Source organism: Thalassospira sp. ER-Se-21-Dark (genome assembly GCF_017922435.1).
In the GTDB taxonomy this organism is placed as follows: Bacteria; Pseudomonadota; Alphaproteobacteria; order Rhodospirillales; family Thalassospiraceae; genus Thalassospira.
In genome coordinates, this window is record NZ_VDEZ01000001.1 from 740,677 (window position 1) to 760,697 (window position 20,021).

Genomic DNA, 20,021 nt, shown 5'->3' on the forward strand with positions numbered 1-20,021 from the left:
TGGCAGGGAGCAAACCCGCAGTTTCGACAACAAAAACGAACAGGTCTGTCATGAAGGTTCTTGTCGCCGTTAAGCGCGTTGTGGATTACAACGTCAAGATCCGTGTCAAACAGGACCAGTCTGGCGTTGAGTTGAACAACGTTAAGATGTCCATGAACCCGTTTGACGAAATCGCCGTTGAAGAGGCCATCCGCCTCAAGGAAGCGGGCACCGCCACCGAAGTGGTTGCTGTGTCGCTCGGCGTTAAACAGTGCCAGGAAACCCTGCGCACCGCCCTCGCCATGGGTGCCGATCGCGGCATTCTGGTTGAAACCGAGGACGAACTCCAGCCGCTGGCTGTTGCAAAGCTTCTGAAAGAAGTCGTTGCCAAGGAAAGCCCGGATCTCGTGATTCTCGGCAAACAGGCAATTGACGATGATGCCAACCAGACCGGTCAGATGCTGGCCGCGCTGCTGGATTGGCCGCAGGGCACCTTCGCGTCCAAGGTTGTCGTTGCTGACGGCAAGCTTGATGTCACGCGTGAAATCGACGGTGGTCTTGAAACCATCAAGATTGATCTTCCGGCAATCGTTACCACTGACCTGCGCCTCAACGAGCCGCGTTATGCGTCGCTGCCGAACATCATGAAAGCCAAGAAAAAGCCGCTCGACACCCTGAGCCCGGCCGACCTTGGTGTTGATACCGCGCCGCGCCTGAAAACCCTGAAAGTTTCCGAACCGGAAGCACGTCAGGCAGGTGTCAAAGTTGCCGACGTCGCAGAGCTTGTCGACAAGCTCCGCAACGAAGCAAAAGTAATCTAAGCGGGGACCCATCAAATGAGCATTCTTGTTATTGCCGAACACGACAATACCGAACTGAAGGGTGGCACGCTTAACACCGTTGCTGCTGCTCAGAAAATCGGTGGCGACATCACTGTTCTGGTCGCGGGCGAAGGCTGCAAGGCCGTTGCCGAAGCCGCTGCCAAGGTCGAAGGTGTCTCCAAGGTTCTCCTCGCAGACAACGCAGCCTATGGCCATTTCCTTGCGGAAAACATGGCGGGTCTGGTTGGTGAACTGGCGGGCGATTATAGCCACATTCTCACCTCGGCTTCTTCGTCGGGCAAAAACTTCATGCCGCGCGTTGCTGCCAAAAAAGACGTCGCACAGATTTCCGACATCACCGATGTTGTCGATGCCGATACCTTTGTGCGTCCGATCTATGCCGGTAACGCCATGGCAACCGTGCAGTCGACCGACAACCTGAAACTGATCACTGTCCGTACCACCGGCTTTGATCCTGTCGCCGCCGAAGGCGGTTCTGCATCCATCGAAGACGTTGCTGTTGCATCCGATGCCGGCAAATCGACCTTCGTTGGTCAGGAACTGACCGAGTCGGAACGTCCGGAACTCACCGCTGCAAGCATCGTCATCTCTGGCGGTCGTGGCATGGGTTCGGGTGAAAACTTCCACCTGATCGAACCGATTGCCGACAAACTCGGCGCTGCAATTGGCGCTTCTCGCGCTGCGGTTGATGCGGGCTATGCCCCCAACGACTGGCAGGTCGGCCAGACCGGCAAAGTTGTTGCACCGCAGCTATACATTGCTGTAGGCATTTCGGGTGCTATTCAGCACCTTGCCGGCATGAAGGACAGTAAGGTCATTGTCGCGATCAACAAGGACGAAGAGGCGCCGATCTTCTCGGTAGCGGATTACGGACTTGTCGGTGACCTGTTCGAGGCCCTTCCCGCTCTGGCGAGCGAACTCGACAAATAATCTGATCCCCTTTAGGGTCAAGGCAACGCATACTCTTGTTTTGACCCTTGGGGACGAGTGGGGAACAAATGGCTTCGTTGGAAGATATCAAAACCATTGGCGTAATCGGCGCCGGTCAGATGGGCAATGGTATTGCGCATGTGATCGCACTGGCCGGTTACGACGTCCGAATTCTCGACATCTCGCAAGATGCCCTTGATAAGGCCATCGGCGTGATGGAAAAGAACATGGACCGTCAGGTCAAAAAGGAGATCATTACCGCAGCGCAAAAAGATGCGGCACTGAAACTGATCTCAACCGGAACGGAATATACCTTCCTGTCTGACTGTGACCTGGTCATCGAAGCGGCCACCGAGAACGAAGAGATCAAGAAACAGATCTTCAAGGCTCTGTGCCCGGTGCTCGGCCCGGAAGCGATCATCGCGACCAACACTTCTTCGATTTCGGTCACCCGTCTGGCGTCCTATACCGACCGCCCGGCAAAGTTCATGGGCATGCACTTCATGAACCCGGTGCCGCTGATGAAACTGGTCGAACTGATCCGTGGTATTGCCACGGACGAAACCACCTATCGCACCATTCATGAACTGACCAAAAAGCTCGGCAAGGACACGGCAAGTGCCGAAGACTTCCCGGCCTTTATCGTCAACCGCATCCTGCTTCCGATGATCAACGAGGCGATCTACACCCTTTACGAAGGTGTGGGGAATGTCGAATCCATCGATACCGCGATGCGTCTGGGTGCGAACCATCCGATGGGCCCGCTGCAGCTGGCAGACTTTATTGGTCTCGATACCTGCCTGTCGATCATGCATGTCCTGCATGATGGCCTAGCCGATACCAAGTATCGCCCGTGCCCGCTTCTGGTCAAATATGTCGAAGCCGGATGGCTTGGCCGCAAGGCTGGCCGTGGCTTCTATGACTATAGCGGCGACGAACCGACCCCGACCCGCTAAGCGGTTGCACGCCAGGACTGGCGTTACGACATCAAAGCCGCTGCCCCGCAGCGGCTTTTTTTGTTGCATTCCGTGCTTCAACCATCTGGAATGGTGATTGCTCTAACCCGCACAATCATGATGTCGGGAAAAATCAAACGGTTCTGGAGGCCGTCCGAACATGTATCTCGGAATTGATGTCGGCACATCGGCAGTCAAGGCACTACTGATTGACGAAAACTCGGTCACCCTTGCCGAGGCTGATGTCCCTTTACGCGTATCCAGCCCCAAACCGTTCTGGAGCGAACAAAACCCCACCGACTGGTGGGACGCAACCCTGCGCGCCATCGATGACTTGCACCGCCAAACCCCGTCGGCAATCGCCGCAACCCGTGCAATCGGCCTGTCGGGTCAGATGCATGGCGCGACATTGCTGGGCGCGGATGACAAGCCACTCCGCCCGGCGATCCTGTGGAATGATGGCCGCGCCACCCGCGAATGCGCCGAACTTGATGCCGCCCTGCCCGACCTGGGCCAGCGCGCGGGTGTCGCCACCATGTCGGGCATGACCGCACCCAAACTGATCTGGCTACAAAAACACGAACCGGATGTCTTTGCCAAAATCAAAACCATCCTGCTGCCCAAGGATTACATCCGCTTTTGCCTCTCAGGCGACAAGGCCACCGAAATGTCTGATGCCGCGGGCACGCTCTGGCTTGATGAACAAAGCCGAAGCTGGAACCAAAGCGCGATCAAAGCTTGCGGTTTAACCCGCGATCAACTGCCACATCTGGTCGAAGGATCGGACATCACCGGTACGCTGCGCGCAACACTGGCCGACCGTTGGGGCATGCGGGACGACGTCATCATTGCCGGGGGTGGTGGTGATGCGGCGACCGGTGGCATCGGGGTCGGGGCAGTTTCCCATGGCGATGGCTTCATTTCGCTGGGCACCTCGTCACAGATCTTTGTCGCCTCTGACAAATACCGTCCCAAGCCCGAAGAACTCCTGCACAGCTTTGCCCATGCCATCCCGAACCACTGGTTCCAGATGGCGGTCCTGCTTAACGGGGCAAGTTGCCTGAAATGGGCGGCCGACCTTCTGGGCGAGACCGACATTACCGCATTGCTCAACCGGGTAGAGGCACAACACGACGCCCCGTCTGATATCCTGTTCCTGCCCTACCTCAACGGGGAGCGCACCCCGCACAACAATCCGCATGCCCGGGGCGTATTCTTTGGTCTGGGCAGCGATACAGACCGCGAAACCTTGGTTCAGTCCGTGCTCGAAGGGGTCGGCTTTGCCCTCCGCGATGCCAAGTCCCGCCTGCACAAGGCCGGAACCAAGTGCGACCTGCCCGGCGTGATCGGCGGCGGTGCCCGCAGTCGCTACTGGATCAAGATGATTGCCGACATCCTTGGCAAACCACTTGCCCGCTATGAGGGCGCGACCAAGGGCCCGGCCTTTGGTGCCGCCCGTCTGGCCCGTCTGGCCCTGACCGGCGAACCGGTTGCAGACGTTTGCGTCAAACCCGCAATCGAAGAAGTGATTGAACCTGATCTAACCCGCCATGATGCCTACCAGCCGCGCTTTGCCAAATTCCAGCGCATTTACGCTGCCTTGTCAGACGAATTCACCCCTGACTGACCGTCTGATCGCCTGATCAGACAGACCGGCTGCAATGCGGATCCATAACAATTTGATGATCTCGATAGATTTTGGCGACATCGCCCTTTAAACCCCTGATCTGAGAACAACATTAACTTAGTGGAATTCATTTATAAACGCGGACGATTATGACGATTGCAGTTGTTGGAAGCTCGAACTTTGATTTTGCGGCCCGTGTGGCGAAGCTTCCTGTTCGGGGACAAACGGTTTCCTCCCGGGCGTACAAGACCGGACCGGGCGGCAAAGGATGCAATCAGGCACTTGCCGTCGCCCGACTTGGTGTTTCGCCTGTGTTCATCTCCAAGGTCGGCGATGACATGCTGGGCAAACAACTGATCGAAACCCTTGCCACCGAGGGGTTGGATACCACCAACCTGATCGTCGCCGACGAAGCACAAACCGGCATTGCCCTGATCTCGATTGATGAGGCGGGTGAAAACATGATCACGGTTGTGGGTGGCGCCAACATGACCATGACCCGAAACGACCTTCATGAAAAACAGGAACTGCTGCGCAACTGCGACTATCTTCTGTTGCAGCTTGAATGTCCGGTGGTGGCCATCGACTGCGCGATCAAATACGCCCGCGAAGGCAATGCAAAGGTCATTCTTGACCCGGCCCCGGTCGCCGATCTGGTCGTCATGCGCGATTTGCTGGCCCTGACCCATATCGTCACCCCGAACCAAAGCGAATGCTTGGCCCTTACCGGTATTGATCCGGTGGATGAAGCCACCGCCAGTAGCGCCAGCATCAAGCTGCATGACATGGGCCCGGAAACCGTCATCATCAAAATGGGCGGAGATGGTGCGTTCTATTCATCGGGCGGGCAAACCGGCATGGTTCCGGGCTTTGAGGTCAACACGGTTGATACGGTGGGCGCAGGCGATTGCTTCAATGCCGGGCTGGCTGTCGCCCTGCATGGTGGTCAGCCGCTCAAGGATGCCGTGCGCTTTGCCTGTGCCACCGGCGCGCTTTCCACCACCAACAATGGCGCTGCCGAGGCCGCACCCCGCCTTGCCGATGTTCTGTCCCTGATCGAGGGCAACGCCTAAGACCGTGTCACTTGCGCTCAGGACGTCTGATCAATCAACTGATCGAAATAGGTGATGACCTCTGGCGCGTCCCAGCGCGCAATGCCTTCAAGCTTGCCGCGCAAATCACCGTTGGCGTCATAGACAAAACTGGTCGGAAGGCCGCGTGCCCCCATCTGACGCGCAATCGCCCCACGCGGATCAAGAACGATATCTAGGTTCTCGATTCCATTGGTTTCAAAGAATTCGCGCACCGCATCCGCCCCGCCACGGTCCTGACTAAGTGCGAGAACACGGAACGGCTTATCGGCCATTTCGACCGCCAGGCGATCAAGTTCGGGCATTTCCTTGACGCATGGCACACACCAGGTCGCCCACAGATTGACCAGAACAACCTGTCCTTTCAGGCTGTTAAAGGCGACCTCATTGCCATTTTCATCGACAAACGCCAGATCTTCGGGCAAAGAACCCCCATCCGATGGCATGACCATCTTTGAAAGTTCTTGCGGGAATTGCGTATCAGCAAAGGCAGGGGTTGCATAAATGCCCGAGATGGCGACAATCACGCCAAGTTTTACGTAACGAAGCAATGCTTTCACAACACCCACCTTTCCAAGACTGCGGATCACGATGACCGATCAAAACGCCACTGACCAGAAAAACGCAAACTCCCTTTGGGGCGGCCGCTTCGAAGCAGGCCCGTCAGCCATCATGGAAGAAATCAACGCTTCCATCGGCTTTGACAAACGCCTCTACGCCCAGGACATTCAGGGCTCCAAGGCCCACTGCGCCATGCTGGTCAAGCAGAACATCATTCCTGCTGAAGATGGCGAAAAGATCACCAACGGTCTAGACCAGATTCTTCAAGAAATCGAGAGCGGCGAATTCAAATTCTCCGCTGCCCTTGAAGACATCCACATGAATGTCGAAAGCCGCCTGCGTGAACTGATCGGCCCGGCTGCCGGTCGCCTGCATACCGCACGTTCACGCAATGATCAGGTCGCGACCGACTTCAAACTCTGGGTCCGTGACGTTGCACTCGGCGATCTTGAGGTCGGCCTCAAAGGCCTTCAGGAAGCCCTGATTGCACAGGCTGAAACCCACGCAGAAACCATCATGCCGGGCTTCACCCACCTGCAGGCCGCCCAGCCGGTCACCTTTGGTCATCATCTTCTGGCTTATGTCGAAATGTTTGGCCGTGATCGCGGGCGTGTTGCCGATTGCCGCACCCGTATCAACGAAAACCCGCTGGGCTCTGCGGCCCTTGCTGGCACACCCTACCCGATTGATCGTCACATGACGGCAAGTGCGCTGGGCTTTGATCGCCCGACAGCGAACTCGCTCGATGCGGTATCGGATCGTGACTTTGCGCTTGAATATCTTAATGCCGCATCGATTGCCGCCATGCATCTGTCGCGCCTGGCCGAAGAAATGGTCATCTGGTGCTCGGCCCAGTTCCGCTTTATCGGCATGTCCGACAAGTTTTCGACCGGCTCTTCGATCATGCCGCAAAAACGCAACCCGGATGCGGCCGAACTGATCCGCTCCAAAATCGGGCGTATCGTCGGCTGCTATAATGGCTTGATGCTGTCGATGAAGGGTCTGCCGCTGGCCTATTCCAAGGACATGCAGGAAGACAAGGAACCGGTCTTCCAGGCCCATGACCATCTTGGTCTGTGCGTTGCCGCCATGACCGGCATGATTGCCGACATGAAGGTGTTTGCCGACAATATGCGCGCCGCTGCCGGTGCGGGTTACACAACCGCCACCGACCTTGCCGACTGGCTGGTTGCCGAACTTGGTATGCCGTTCCGTGATGCCCATCACGTTGTTGGCGCGACCGTGAAGCTTGCCGAAACCAAAGGCTGTGATCTTGATCAGCTGTCGCTTGAAGACCTGCAAGGCATCGAACCCAAGATCACCAATGCGGTGTATGATGTGCTGACAGTCGAGGCATCGGTTGCCGCCCGCCAAAGCTTTGGTGGCACCGCCCCGGTCCGGGTCAAGGAATCGGTTGCCGCGGCAAAGGAAAGGTTCCTCAAATGAACAGCAACCTGTTGAAACGCAGCACCATTGTTGCGCTGGCCGTCATGTTGGGGCTTTCCGTTGCGGCCTGTGGCAAAAAAGGCCCGCTCGAACCGCCGACCGACAAAGGTTATGAATATCCAAGGGATTACCCGGCCCAATGAACCATTTTGAATATATCAACGGCGAACTTTATGCCGAAGGCGTCTCGATCCGGGAAATGGCTGACAAGGTCGGAACCCCGTTCTTTTGCTATTCGACCGCGACCCTGGAACGCCATTACAAAGTCTATGCCGACGCATTTGACGGCCTTGATGCCACCGTGTGCTTTGCCGTTAAGGCAAACTCCAATCAGGCCGTCTTGAAAACGCTCGCCAATCTTGGGGCGGGTGCGGACGTTGTTTCGGTTGGTGAAATGCGCCGTGCGCTTCGGGCGGGCATGCCCCCGGCAAAGATCATCTTTTCCGGTGTTGGCAAGGCCGATGCCGAGATGCGCGAAGCCCTTGACGCCGACATTGCCCAGATCAATGTCGAAAGCATCCCGGAACTGGTTGAGCTGAACCGTGTTGCCATCGACATGGGCAAAAAGGCGCGCATTGCGCTGCGTGTTAATCCGCATGTCGATGCCAAAACCCACGAAAAGATCGCAACCGGCAAGGCCGAAAACAAATTCGGCATCGACTGGACCCGCGCGATCGAGGTTTACCGGGAAGCTGCTGCCATGGATGGCATCGAGGTTACCGGGATCGCCATGCATATCGGCTCCCAGCTGACCGACCTCGCCCCCTTCCGCGAGGCATTTACGCGTCTGGCCGGGCTGGTCGAACAGCTGCGATCTGAGGGCATCGATATCCGCAATCTTGATCTTGGGGGTGGGCTTGGCATTGCCTATCAGGGCGAAACACCGCCGCTTCCTGATGCCTATGGTCAGATGGTGCGCGAAACCGTCGGCCATCTTGGTTGCCACATCACGCTGGAACCGGGCCGTTTGATTGCCGGCAACGCCGGGATCATGGTATCGCGCGTCATGTATATCAAAGACGGCGAAGCCAAACGCTTTGTCATTCTTGATGCCGCAATGAACGACCTGATCCGCCCGACACTGTATGGCGCCTATCACGAAATCATCCCGGTCGATGAACAGACTGACGGTGACAAGCAGGTCAAGGTTGATGTTGTCGGCCCGGTTTGCGAAACCGGCGACACCTTTGGCAAGGACCGCGACCTTCCCGATGACCTCAAGGCCGGTGATCTGGTCGCTGTCATGTCGGCGGGGGCCTATGGTGCTGTGATGTCATCGACCTACAACACCCGTGCGCTGACACCCGAAGTTCTGGTCAAGGGCAACAACTTTGCCATCGTGCGTCCGCGTCAGGAAATTGACGACCTGATCAACATGGACCAGGTACCCTCCTGGCTGAGCAACGCATAAGACCGGCATTCCGTTTCGGTTTTTAACGCTTTCGGGGCGGCTGGCCGTTTGTCAGCCGCCCTTTTATTTTGCCCAATCCCGTCGAATTGCTTGACCCGCCCTGCCAAAAGACCAAGCTTTAAAGAAGCGGGTTGTGCCAGAATGCTGGATACAACGCGCAATATGTCGGCAAGCAGGGCTCAAAGGCATGTCGTTGATACCACCCTATCCCAAGATGGAACGCCATGTGCGCAAGACGCGCTTGGTGATGGTGTGGGAATCTGTCTGGCCCTGTCTGATCCCGGCCCTTTCGATCGGGCTTTTGGTCGTTGGCCTGACCCTGACCGGAACGTTTGAACTTCTGCCCGCCACCGGGCACATCATGTTGCTGTCCGTCCTATCAGTCGCGGTCATGGTTGCCGTGGTCGCCCCGTGGCGCAATTTCAAAATGCCGACGCGCCGCGACATCCTGCACCGGATCGAGGTGGACAACCATCTTGATAACAACCCGCTGCAAAGCCTTGAAGACCATGTCCCCGAAACCGACGACCCACTGACCAGCTACCTCTGGCAGCGTCAACTGGGCCTGCATGAAGCCGCACTGGCAAAGCTCCGGCTGTCGCGCCCACTGCCCGCCATTACCCGCGTTGACCGCTTTGGCCTGACCGCCATTCCTGTATTGCTGGTGTTTGTCGGCCTGATGACCGGCCTTGATCATGCCGAGGAACGCTTTTCAAAGGCCTTCAGCCCGCTTCAGCGTCTTGGTGCCGCCGACTTCAGTGCCACCCTTTGGGTCACCCCGCCGGCCTATACCGGGCAAATACCGCGCATCTTGCAGTTCAGTGCCCTGTCCGATGCCGATGCCACAGGTGCCCGCCAATCCGAAAACGCAGTTAATGCGGCATCGGACAAGACCAGGGACGTCATCCGTGTTCAGGTCCCGGCGGGGTCGACCCTTGATGGCAGCATCACAAGCATCTGGGAACCGACCCTGACTACCCCGACCGGCACGCAATCCTTTACCGAGGGGGCCGAGAACAGCTATGTGCTGTCCACCGCAATCGATCAGCCCGGCCAATGGCGCATATCGGTCTGGGGCAATGATCGCCTGACACTTGATATCGAATTGCTGGCCGATAATGTGCCAAGCCTGTCCTTCGTCAGCCCCCCGACCATCACACGGCGCGATCATGTGCGCCTTGATTACGTCGCCAGTGATGATTATGGCCTCGCCAGTCTTGATCTGGTGATCACGCCTGCGGCCGAAGAAGGCACGATCAAACAATATGGCCCGATTGATCAGGTGGTAATTGATCTCAAGGGCGACGCCGCTGGCGTTACAAGCAGCGCAGGTGCCATGCCGACCCGCATCGAAGGCCCGCGCTTTATTGATCTTGTCGCCCATCCCTGGGCGGGCTTGCCGGTCAATATCCAGATGGTATCAAAAGATAATGCCGATCAGCGCGGTGAAAGCGATGTGCGTTCCCTGATGCTGCCCGAACGGGAATTCAGCCATCCGGTGGCGCAAAAGCTGATTGATATCCGGCGTGGTTTGCTGCGCTATCCCGACCGCGCACTTGAAATGCATCATGCACTGTTGCCGATCCTGTTCGCCCCACAGGCCTTTAACGGCCATCTCGGTGTGTTCCTTACCCTTTCGGTGGCCGAAAACCGGCTGGCGTCGAACCTGCAAAACCGCGCCACCCATCAGGATGTCGCAGGCCTTCTCTGGCATGTCGCCGAGGAGATTGAGCGGGGCTCCTACGGCATTGCCGAACGCAACCTGATGGAGGCCGAGGAACGCCTGCTTGAAGCCCTTGCCAACCCCGACGTCACCGAAAGCGAAATTGCCCGCCTGATTGAAGAATACCGTCAGGCGCTGAATGAATATCTTGCCGCCATGATGCGCGAAAGCCCGGAACAGGCCGAGGAAGAACTCCCGCCCGGCAGTGCGACGCTTGAACAACAGGACCTGTCACGCATCATCGATCAGATCGATGCCCTGATGCGTGCCGGTGCGCGTGATCAGGCCCGCCAGTTGATCGATCGTCTGCGCGAACTGGTCGAAAACATGCAGGTCACCACCGGTCAGGGCGGCATGGATATCACGTCGACGCTCCGCGAAATGTTGGACGGCATGCGCGATCTGTCGCGCCGTCAGCAGGACCTGATGAATGAAGGCGATAATGCCTCCACCCAGAACGGCAATGGCCCGCGTGCAAACCAGCAACAGGGTCTTGCCGACGATGCCGGTGAAATCCTCAACGATCCCGGTCTTGGCCAGTTTGGCGATGTCAGCGGCATGAATTCGGTGATTGATGCCATGCGCGGGGCGGCAGAGGCCCTTGGCAACAACCGATCGCACGAGGCCCTGCAATATCAACGACAGGCCATGGATGCCCTGCAACAGGGCATTGGCGAAATCAGCCGTGCGCTTGAAGGGCTCAGCCAGCTCGCCCCGATGCTCGAAGACCTCGAAGGATCCGGGCGCCGCGATCCGCTGGGCCGTCCCGTCGGTGGCGATGGCACCACCACCATCCCGGATGTGAACACGCTCGAACGGGCCTGGCGCATCTTGCAGGAACTCCGCCGCCGGTCCGGTGATCCCGAACGCCCGGAAATCGAACAGGAATATATCGACCGCTTGCTCAAACGGTTCTGAGTGGTCACTACGCCACCCAAAACAAAAAAGGCAGCACGTGATGTGCTGCCTTTCTCATAATCGGGATATTTGCGCGAACCGCTTAGGGCTCAACCGCCTCGCGCGGGTCAAGGAAGGTGACCTGCAGGCGGGTTGCCGTCGGGTTAGGACGCCGGATCTTGGTTTCCACTTCCATGCTTTCGCCAACCGGCAACATCTGTTGCACCATTGGCATTTCCGCACCGGACTGAACCAGCGATTCATCATAAATCAGCGGCACCTTCTTGCGCTGTACCACACGATCAAGCGGATCAAGCAGCTCGATCAGAAGGTAAGGAAGCGCACGCGGTTCTTCACTGATATTGACGATCTCGGCCCGAACAACAAGAACGTCAACGCCGTCCTCTTCTTCGCGGGTCGGCGGCAATTCGCGGATATCAAGGCCTTCGCCGACATGCGGCACATCAAGCCCGACCATGTCATAGACCTTGGCAATCGGCGGCCACAGTTCAATGATCTGATCCTTGGCGAAATAGCCACCCGCACCAATCCCGCCCAACACCAGCAGGAAGATGATCCAGCCGACGATGCCCTTTTTCTTTTTGGGCTCCGGCTTTGGATTATTGCGAATCAGCTGCTGGGGAATCGGGGGCGGATCGGGGATCTTGTCGGCTTCTTCAAAGCCCGGATCAACCGGCCCACCGCCCATCTGGTCTGCATTGAAATCAGCACCTAGCGACCCCTCTTCGTTGAACGGGGCCGGAATATCGTTTTCCGGGGCCGGGGCTGGCTTCTTTGCGCCAGGCGGGTCCTGATGCCAGCTATTGCCGCAGCTTTTACAGCGCACGGTTCGGCCTTTCGGACCGATTGCTTCTGTTTTAACTGAGTATTTCTTTGAACACTCTGGGCAAGTAATGATCATTGCAAACCTGGCATATCGATGACGGCGGCATCAAACACGGGGGAAGGCGTGAAACTGTCTGCGACTGACGGTCCCCCTGTGCCGTCAGTGAAGCCTTACACTATATGTAAATAGCGGCGATTTAACAGACTGTTAAGCAGAGATAACAGAAGCTGCCCGGATTTGGGTATCAAACCTCTGGCTGATCGGGCTGTTAATGGTATCCAAAATAGACGACAAACCGTCCAAACCGGTTAATTCATTTTCGATATTGTCACGACAAGGCTACTTTCCAACCCTGTCGGATCATGACGAAAACCGATATAAACACCGATGTATCAACCGTCATTCGCCCAGATGGAGCAAGAATTTTGACCGACGTTGTCAGTTTCAGGAATGTCGGAGTCCGGTATGAATCCGGACCGGAAATCCTGCGCGACCTTAATTTTACGCTCGGTCGCGGCAGTTTTCATTTCCTGACCGGGGCATCGGGGGCCGGCAAGTCGACATTGATGCGACTTTTATTTTTGGCCTTGCGCCAGACACGCGGCGAAATTTCGATCTTTGGGCGCGATAATATCCGCATCCCGCGCGAAGAACTGCCGGCGATTCGCCGCAAGATCGGCGTCGTGTTTCAGGATTTCCGGCTGATCAACCATCTGACGACCTTTGAAAACGTCGCCCTGCCACTGCGTGTCGCCGGTGTCGAAGACCTGCAGATTCGCAAAAACGTCACCGAACTTCTCGAATGGGTCGGGCTTGGCGATCACATCAACGCAGTGCCATCACGCCTGTCGGGCGGACAGCAACAACGCGTTGCCATCGCGCGCGCAGTCATTGGCCGCCCCGCCCTGCTTCTGGCAGATGAGCCGACCGGGAACGTCGATGACCGAATCGCCATGCGGTTGCTCTATCTGTTTGAAGAACTCAACAAACTCGGCACCACCGTTCTGATCGCAACCCACAACCGGCAACTTGTCCGGCGGTTTGGCCATACCCAATGGCTGCTCGAAGGTGGTACCTTGCACGACGTCACCAACAGCGGCTGAAAACCGACACACCAAGTCCAAGCTTCGTAAACACGGGATCAACAGGACCAACACACGATCATGGCATTTCGCGCACCTCCATCGCACCTCCCTCTTGAAAGCGATTCGTCCTCGCGCTTTTTGCCGAGCATCGTCGCCCTGATGGTTGCGCTCCTGACCTTCTCCATCGTCGGGCTGGCCGCCCTGCATGACAGTGTCGGCCAATGGTCCGGCCAGATCGAAGGCAGCCTGTCGATCCAGGTCCCCCCGACCGAACTTGCCAACCGATCCCCCGCCGAACGTGAAGCCGCCCTGCAAGGCACGGTCGATAGCATCATCGAACAGGTATCCACCCTGCCCGGCATCGCCCGGATCGAGGAACTCAGCCCCGATACCATGGCGGCCCTCCTCGAACCCTGGCTGGGCCCGGACGAAGTCATCAGCGAGCTGCCCATTCCGCGCATTATCGAAGTCACGCCCGAAACCGGGTTTAACTTTGATGCGCTCGAAAGCCGTCTGGGCGTCATCGCGCCCGAAGCCGTACTTGATGATCATCGCATCTGGATCGAACGCATCGCCGATGTCGCCTTTTCGGTTGAACTGGCACTGGCCCTTTTGATTGTCGTGCTGTTTGGCGCGACCATGCTCTCGGTGGTGTTTGCCACCAGATCAGGGCTGTCGATCCATCATCGCATCATTGAATTACTGCATCTGATTGGCGCACAGGATGGCTATATCGCCAGTCAGTTCGGCCGTCATAACCGACGCCTTGCCTTCTTTGGCGCACTGATCGGTCTTTTGATTGCGCTGCCGGTTTCGGCCCTGATTGGTTGGCTTGGATTGCGGGCGGGCTGGCCGGTGCCGTCACTGGTTCTTAGCCCGACCTTTATTGGCCTGATCGTCGCCATTCCGTTTATTGTTGCATTGGTGGCGGGCATCACCGCCAACCGAACTGTGCTTCGTGTCCTACACCGGATGTTGTAACCCGCTCACGGTCTTCGTATAGTCGGTCGTTACCACTTCCCTTTTGGGATCATGGCCTTGGCCCTCTTTGTCCCTTCAGGGGGCAAAACTCATTCACATAACCGACCCGGCAACTGATATGAGAGAAAAAGCTAGGAAAAGCCCGCAGAGCGGGGTGATCCCCGGTCAAGGGATTTGACGCAGAGGCTTTCTCTCATATCAGTTGTCCTTCGGATCACCCGGATTTGCACGGGCTATTTTGTCGCAAAATCTTGAAAGATATTAATCTTCCTGCGATTTTGCTCTGCATATCCGTACAAATCCGGGCGACCGGACGATTATGTGAATGAGTTTTGCCCCCTGGAGATCCGAATTCATGCCAGACCGCCGCTATTCAGGCACGCCTTCATGAACAAGCCCCCGCTGAGTGTGCAACATCGACGCCGGTTCCGGCGGTTTCGTTTTTTGCTTTCCACACTGATTTTCTGCGCGCTGGTCTGGGCGGCGGGCTTCATCTGGTATGTCGATTACATTCCCAAAACGGTTGAAAACACGACCCAACGCACCGACGCCATTGTCGTTCTGACCGGCGGCAGCGAGCGCCTGTCCGAAGGCCGCCGGCTTCTGGTGCGCGGTCTTGCCGACAAACTGTTCATATCGGGTGTCTATCGCGGGGTTGAAGTCGACGAACTTCTGTCGGTCGGCAAATCCGATCCGCGCCTGATCGCCTGTTGTGTTGTTCTGGGCCATGTCGCCGAAAATACGCGCGGCAATGCAATTGAAACCGCTGTCTGGATGTATGAGGAAGGTTTCAAAAGCCTGCGCATCGTGACCGCCAATTACCACATGCCTCGATCCCTTCTGGAATTCAAAAGCCTGATGCCCGATGTTGAAATCGTCGCACATCCGGTCTTTCCCGATAACGTCAAGGTCGACAATTGGTGGCGCTTCCCCGGCAGCAGCGCCCTGATCGCCAGTGAATATAACAAATACGTCTTTGCCAGCCTGCGCAACACGCTGCTCAACTGGTTGCCAAACGGTGACCGTGCTGCACTGCGCAGCCCCGGTGGCCCTGTGAAAGATGCACCTGACCTTGATGACTATTCCGCCTCAAACGCGGCGCGCAAGGATGGCTGAACAATCGGCATTTTCTGATCGTCATATTGCTGTTACAAAACAGTGAATATTTAAGGTCAGGACCATGGCTGTAAGGAATTTGTCTGAATGATTACCCTGCGCGCGTTACTGTTTAACGTGTTGTTTTTCGGCGGAACGGCGCTTTTGTGCATTGTTCTGTTGCCGCTGATGCTGTTTGGGCGCAAGGCCAACCAGTTCGTCGGCCATGCCTGGTGTCGCCTCATTCAGTTCATGCTGCGCTACTCGGTGGGCATGCGCAAACGCTTCACCGGTCTGGAAAATCTGCCAGACGGTCCGTGCATCATTGTCGCCAAACATCAGTCCGCCTGGGAAACCCTGACCTTCCATACGGTGGTTCCTGATCCGGCATACATCCTGAAAAAGGAACTCACCCGTATTCCGCTCGTCGGGCAGTTCCTGATCCTCTCGGGGCAGATTGCCGTGGATCGTTCGGCGGGCAGTCAGGCCCTCAAAGACATGATCAAGGGCGCTGCCAAGGCGCTTGAGGAAAACCGTCAGGTCATCATTTTCCCCGAAGGCACGCGTACCCCGCCGGGCTCAAACCGCCCGTATCACCCGGGGATTTTCGCGCTTTACAAGGCCTTCCCGGACACAAAGGTTATTCCGGTCGCGCTTAATTCCGGCATGTTCTGGGGCCGCGACAGCTTTATGAAATATGGCGGTCGGGTCACCATGGAATTCTTGCCGCCCATGGAACCGGGCCTTGATCGCAAGACCTTCATGAAGGAAATCAAGCACCGCATCGATACCCGCACGCGCGAGCTTGAGGCCGAGGCACAAACAGAATTCCATCTGCCGATGCTGACCTCGGACGACATTGATGCGAAGCAGGAAAAAGAGGACGCGCAACCAAGCGCGACGGCCAAGGACCCTGTCAAAGAAACGGCGCAAGACAAGGTCTCCTGAACCGCCTGCGCGTAGCGTCACAACACATAAAAAGGCCCGCAACACCACCTGGTATGCGGGCCTTTTTTATCGCTTAAAGGCTCTACGGCTTTGTGACGCGAACGCGCTCTGTCTTTTTGCGCGTGACAAGCCAGATGCCCGACACGATCAAAACAATGCCTGCCAGATGATAAAGATGCAGCGCCTCACCGAGAAACGCGATGGCAAGGCCGCTTGAACAGACCGGGATCAGATACATGAACACGCCCGCCTTGGCCGGCCCCACCAGCGACACGCCCCTGTTCCAGAACATGTATCCCAGAAACGCCGGACCCGCCCCGATATAGAAAATCTTGAGCATATCGGGCCAAACCGGATCAAGGCGGGTGAAGAACGGCTTTCCATCGACCACCAGCGCCCAGACATAAAGTGGGGTCAGGAAACACAAGCCGATCAGGGCCGACACAAATACCAGGCTCAGCGGATGCACACCCTTGGGCGCGCGTTTCAAAAACATCGAATAGGCCGCCCAGACCATGGCCGACATCATCGCCAGCACATCGCCCAGAACGAAATCCATTCTGGCAAAGACCGATGGGTCCCCCTTGGCGATGATCGTCGCGGTTCCGGCCCCGGCCACCAACACGCCCAGCCATTGACCAAGCCGTGGTTTGTCTGCGGTCAGAAGGGCTGCAAACAACAGAACCCAGATCGGCGTTGTCGCGTTCAGAAGGCCGGTATTGACCGCCGTGGTGTTATAGGCCGCCAGATAAATCACCACCGAAAACAGGAACACACCGGTAAAGCCGATCAGGAACATCGACAATTTGTGGTCGGCCATGATTTTCAGATCGCGACGCAGGTATTTAAAGCAGAACGGCAACAGCAAACAGATCGCAACGATCCAGCGCCAGAATGAAAGCGCCTCGAACGGGACCGTTTCATTGATGCCGCGCGCCACAACGTGGTTTGACCCCCACATCAACGAACAGGCCACCAACATCAGATAGGCCATCGTCAGTGGCGTCTGCGAACCGGCCTGGGTGGCAGACACGGTCGTTCCGTTTGACTGGCTCATCAGATCCCCGCCCCCATATTGATCTCGCCATATTCGCGCCGCACCAGATCCATCAGATCGTGCAGGGGCGGATCAATGATGCCCATTTCATCAAGATGGCGCACCGTGTTTTCCAGATATTCAAGGTTCGGCCCGACATTGCCATGGGCCGCAACGATGATTTCGACCGCAGTGCGGACCGGCAGGTTGCCGGCATATTGTTCATGGCTAGGATCGGCGACATAGGTGTGTGCAATCACCTTACGTCCGTCTGCAAGCTCGACCTCGACATCGGCCGGGATATAGGTGTTGGTCACAAGTTCGCGCTCATCAAGATAGGCTTTCACCTTTGACCAGTTTTCGTCAGCAATGAGAAACGCGTTGCCAACACATTCCCCGCCCTTGTTCAGGCCAAGAACCAACCCCGGATTTTCCGGCGTGCCGCGATAATGATGGGAATAGATACAAAACGACCGGTGATAGCCGGGCAGCAACGCACGTGCGCACTCGACAAATTCGAAGCCCGGCCGCCACAACAGCGACCCGTATCCAAACACCCATTTTTCGCGCGCGTCGCTCACGCATTCCTCCGCTAACTAGCTTTCTGATCTCTTAGAATTACGCGAAACTAACGCTTCATGATCACCAATGCCACCCCAAGGGCGGCAATTGCAAACCCGGCAAAGCCAAGCACGCCAAGTTGCTCGTCAAACAGAAGCCAGGCAAAGAACGCGGCTGTCGGCGGCACAAGATAGAACATGCTGGCCACACGGGTGGCTTCGCCCTGCTTGATCAGAACCATCAACAGCATGATCGCCCCGATCGACAGAACCAGCACCAGCCACGCCATCGCCAGAATGAAGTCCATGCTCCATTCAACATGCAGCGGCTCCTTGAACAGCGCGACAACGCCGACAAACACACTGGCAGCAACATATTGAACGACTGTGCCGCTCATCAGTTCCATACCGGTGCAAAAACGCTTCTGATAAAGGGTACCCGCAGTCATGCCAAACAGTGCAAACACCGCAAGTCCGATGCCAAACGGGGTAATGCCGACACCATCGCCAATCTTGGGCAGCAAAACCAGCGCCACCCCGATCAGACCCAGGATCAAACCGCCCCATTGGCGCATCGAAACCCGTTCGCCCAAAATGGAACCCACGACCGATGCGGTCACAACCGGCTGCAAACCAACGATCAATGCGGCAAGCCCGGCCGGCAAACCGGTATCAATCGCCCAGAATACGCCGCCCAGATACACGCCATGCACCAGCACCCCGGTGGTGCCGATATGGGCCGCCTCACGCCAGGTTTTTGGCCATTTCGTCCCCATCAAGAAGATCACCGGGATCATCAGGATCAGGACAATGACAAATCGGACAAAAAGGAAAACGAACGGATCTGCATAGGGCAGGCCAAACTTGGCACCCACAAAGCCCGTGCTCCACAGGAACACGAACACAAATGGCATGATCCGGGCGAACGCCGGATGATTGGTGGCAGACATTTCATTCCCCTAAGGTCGGTCCGTCACGCGTGGTGGGGCTGCTTGATGGACCGCACAGGATGACCGACAGAATGCCGGTCACTCCCAAATTACTCAGCAGGCTTTTTCTTGCTCTTTTCGTCGCTTTTGCGGTCTTCGCCTTCGGCCGAGAAATTGGCGAAATACTGACCGGCATCAACAATGCCGCGGCGAATTTCACGGGTGCGCGAAAACAGCTCGAACAGCTTGTCGCCCTCGCCCCAGCGAATGGCGCGTTGCAGGGCCATCAGGTCTTCCTGAAAACGTCCCAGTACATCCAGAACGGCTTCCCGGTTATTCAGGAACACATCCCGCCACATGGTCGGATCAGACGCAGCAATACGTGTAAAATCACGGAAACCGGTTGCGGAAAACTTGATCACTTCCTGACGCAGCGCATCTTCAAGATCGGTCGCCGTCCCGACAATCGTGTAGGCAATCAGGTGCGGCAAGTGTGACGTAATGCCAAGGATGCGATCATGATGATCGGCATCCATGCATTCAACATACATCCCGCAGGCTTCCCAAAGGGCTTTGACCTTGGCAATCGCATCTTCGTTTTCGCCCGGGATCGGGGTCAGGATGCACCAGCGTTCCTCAAACAGTTCCGGGAAACCGGAATCCGGGCCGGAATGTTCCGTACCGGCCAACGGGTGACCGGGCACGAAGTGCACACCCTCATCCAGATGCGGCGCAATATCGCGGATGACCGATTGTTTGACCGAACCAACATCCGAAACAATCGCACCCTTTTTAAGGACACCGGTCAATTGTGCCCCAATGGCTTCATTGGCACCGACCGGGGCACAGACCATGATCAGATCCGCATCACCAACCGCCTGTTTGATGTCGCAATAGGCCTCATCGGCAATGCCAAGTTCAAGCACCCGGTCACGGGTCGCTTCTGATCGGACCGCGCAGGTGATTTTGTTGGCAAGGCCGTCACGCTTGATGCGACGGGCCATGGACGAGCCGATCAGGCCCATGCCGATAAAGGCGACAGTTTCAAACAGCGGCTGGGATGCAGTATTGGTCATT

Annotated in this window: 19 protein-coding genes; 13 read left to right on the forward strand and 6 right to left on the reverse strand. The window is 56.9% G+C overall.

Annotated features, from left to right (window positions below; translation table 11 throughout):
- Positions 1–50 precede the first annotated feature (50 nt).
- The 5 genes from FHI25_RS03255 (at position 51) to rbsK (ending at position 5,407) form a co-directional block, all read left to right on the forward strand.
- Complete coding sequence (locus FHI25_RS03255; protein ID WP_008889166.1) at positions 51–800, forward strand: electron transfer flavoprotein subunit beta/FixA family protein; 750 nt, start codon at positions 51–53, stop codon at positions 798–800.
- Between the two features lie 15 nt (positions 801–815).
- Complete coding sequence (locus tag FHI25_RS03260) at positions 816–1,751, forward strand: FAD-binding protein (RefSeq protein WP_210515068.1); 936 nt, start codon at positions 816–818, stop codon at positions 1,749–1,751.
- Between the two features lie 68 nt (positions 1,752–1,819).
- Positions 1,820–2,707: a 3-hydroxybutyryl-CoA dehydrogenase gene (locus FHI25_RS03265; protein WP_064779860.1), complete on the forward strand. Its 888-nt coding sequence runs from the start codon at positions 1,820–1,822 to the stop codon at positions 2,705–2,707.
- A 160-nt stretch (positions 2,708–2,867) separates the two neighbouring features.
- On the forward strand, positions 2,868–4,334 hold the full coding sequence (gene xylB / locus FHI25_RS03270) for a xylulokinase (RefSeq protein ID WP_210515071.1): 1,467 nt from the start codon (positions 2,868–2,870) through the stop codon (positions 4,332–4,334).
- 149 nt (positions 4,335–4,483) lie between these two features.
- The gene (gene rbsK, locus FHI25_RS03275; RefSeq protein WP_210515074.1) at positions 4,484–5,407 is read left to right on the forward strand and encodes a ribokinase; all 924 of its coding nucleotides are present in this window, start codon (positions 4,484–4,486) and stop codon (positions 5,405–5,407) included.
- A 17-nt stretch (positions 5,408–5,424) separates the two neighbouring features.
- Here the strand turns inward: rbsK and FHI25_RS03280 are convergent, their stop codons facing one another.
- A complete protein-coding gene (locus FHI25_RS03280) occupies positions 5,425–5,985 on the reverse strand; it encodes a TlpA disulfide reductase family protein (RefSeq protein ID WP_210515077.1) in 561 nt (186 codons plus the stop codon).
- Positions 5,986–6,016: 31 nt separating this feature from the next.
- Between FHI25_RS03280 and argH the strand changes: the two genes are divergently transcribed.
- The 4 genes from argH (at position 6,017) to FHI25_RS03300 (ending at position 11,484) form a co-directional block, all read left to right on the forward strand.
- Positions 6,017–7,432, forward strand: a complete 1,416-nt coding sequence (gene argH, locus FHI25_RS03285) for an argininosuccinate lyase (protein WP_210515080.1) — start codon at positions 6,017–6,019, stop codon at positions 7,430–7,432.
- Complete coding sequence (locus tag FHI25_RS03290) at positions 7,429–7,575, forward strand: lipoprotein (RefSeq protein ID WP_210515083.1); 147 nt, start codon at positions 7,429–7,431, stop codon at positions 7,573–7,575. Before argH ends, FHI25_RS03290 begins: the two co-directional genes overlap by 4 nt.
- Positions 7,572–8,843 (forward strand): diaminopimelate decarboxylase, encoded by a 1,272-nt coding sequence (lysA, locus tag FHI25_RS03295; protein ID WP_008889158.1) that lies wholly within the window; start codon positions 7,572–7,574, stop codon positions 8,841–8,843. Before FHI25_RS03290 ends, lysA begins: the two co-directional genes overlap by 4 nt.
- A gap of 187 nt (positions 8,844–9,030) precedes the next feature.
- Positions 9,031–11,484 carry a DUF4175 family protein gene (locus tag FHI25_RS03300; protein ID WP_210515085.1) on the forward strand — a complete coding sequence of 818 codons (2,454 nt, stop codon included), beginning with the start codon at positions 9,031–9,033 and terminating at the stop codon, positions 11,482–11,484.
- Between the two features lie 82 nt (positions 11,485–11,566).
- Here the strand turns inward: FHI25_RS03300 and FHI25_RS03305 are convergent, their stop codons facing one another.
- A complete protein-coding gene (locus FHI25_RS03305) occupies positions 11,567–12,385 on the reverse strand; it encodes a DUF3426 domain-containing protein (RefSeq protein WP_210515088.1) in 819 nt (272 codons plus the stop codon).
- Between the two features lie 350 nt (positions 12,386–12,735).
- Here FHI25_RS03305 and ftsE point away from each other — a divergent pair, with 350 nt between their 5' ends.
- From ftsE to FHI25_RS03325, 4 genes are all read left to right on the forward strand, one after another.
- On the forward strand, positions 12,736–13,413 hold the full coding sequence (gene ftsE, locus FHI25_RS03310; protein WP_008889155.1) for a cell division ATP-binding protein FtsE: 678 nt from the start codon (positions 12,736–12,738) through the stop codon (positions 13,411–13,413).
- A 60-nt stretch (positions 13,414–13,473) separates the two neighbouring features.
- On the forward strand, positions 13,474–14,376 hold the full coding sequence (locus FHI25_RS03315; protein WP_008889154.1) for a cell division protein: 903 nt from the start codon (positions 13,474–13,476) through the stop codon (positions 14,374–14,376).
- A gap of 444 nt (positions 14,377–14,820) precedes the next feature.
- Complete coding sequence (locus FHI25_RS03320; RefSeq protein WP_246878873.1) at positions 14,821–15,492, forward strand: YdcF family protein; 672 nt, start codon at positions 14,821–14,823, stop codon at positions 15,490–15,492.
- 87 nt (positions 15,493–15,579) lie between these two features.
- The gene (locus FHI25_RS03325) at positions 15,580–16,419 is read left to right on the forward strand and encodes a lysophospholipid acyltransferase family protein (RefSeq protein WP_210515091.1); all 840 of its coding nucleotides are present in this window, start codon (positions 15,580–15,582) and stop codon (positions 16,417–16,419) included.
- Between the two features lie 82 nt (positions 16,420–16,501).
- Here the strand turns inward: FHI25_RS03325 and FHI25_RS03330 are convergent, their stop codons facing one another.
- The 4 genes from FHI25_RS03330 to FHI25_RS03345 all read right to left on the reverse strand — a co-directional run bounded on the left by FHI25_RS03330 (position 16,502) and on the right by FHI25_RS03345 (position 20,020).
- On the reverse strand, positions 16,502–17,476 hold the full coding sequence (locus FHI25_RS03330) for an EamA family transporter (protein ID WP_210515094.1): 975 nt from the start codon (positions 17,474–17,476) through the stop codon (positions 16,502–16,504).
- Positions 17,476–18,036: a gamma-glutamylcyclotransferase gene (locus FHI25_RS03335; RefSeq protein WP_210515097.1), complete on the reverse strand. Its 561-nt coding sequence runs from the start codon at positions 18,034–18,036 to the stop codon at positions 17,476–17,478. The genes FHI25_RS03330 and FHI25_RS03335 overlap by 1 nt, the downstream gene beginning before the upstream one ends.
- A 47-nt stretch (positions 18,037–18,083) precedes the next feature.
- Positions 18,084–18,965, reverse strand: coding sequence for an EamA family transporter (locus tag FHI25_RS03340; RefSeq protein WP_210515100.1), 882 nt, complete (start codon positions 18,963–18,965; stop codon positions 18,084–18,086).
- 89 nt (positions 18,966–19,054) lie between these two features.
- Positions 19,055–20,020 (reverse strand): prephenate/arogenate dehydrogenase family protein, encoded by a 966-nt coding sequence (locus FHI25_RS03345; protein ID WP_210515103.1) that lies wholly within the window; start codon positions 20,018–20,020, stop codon positions 19,055–19,057.
- Position 20,021: the final 1 nt, after the last annotated feature.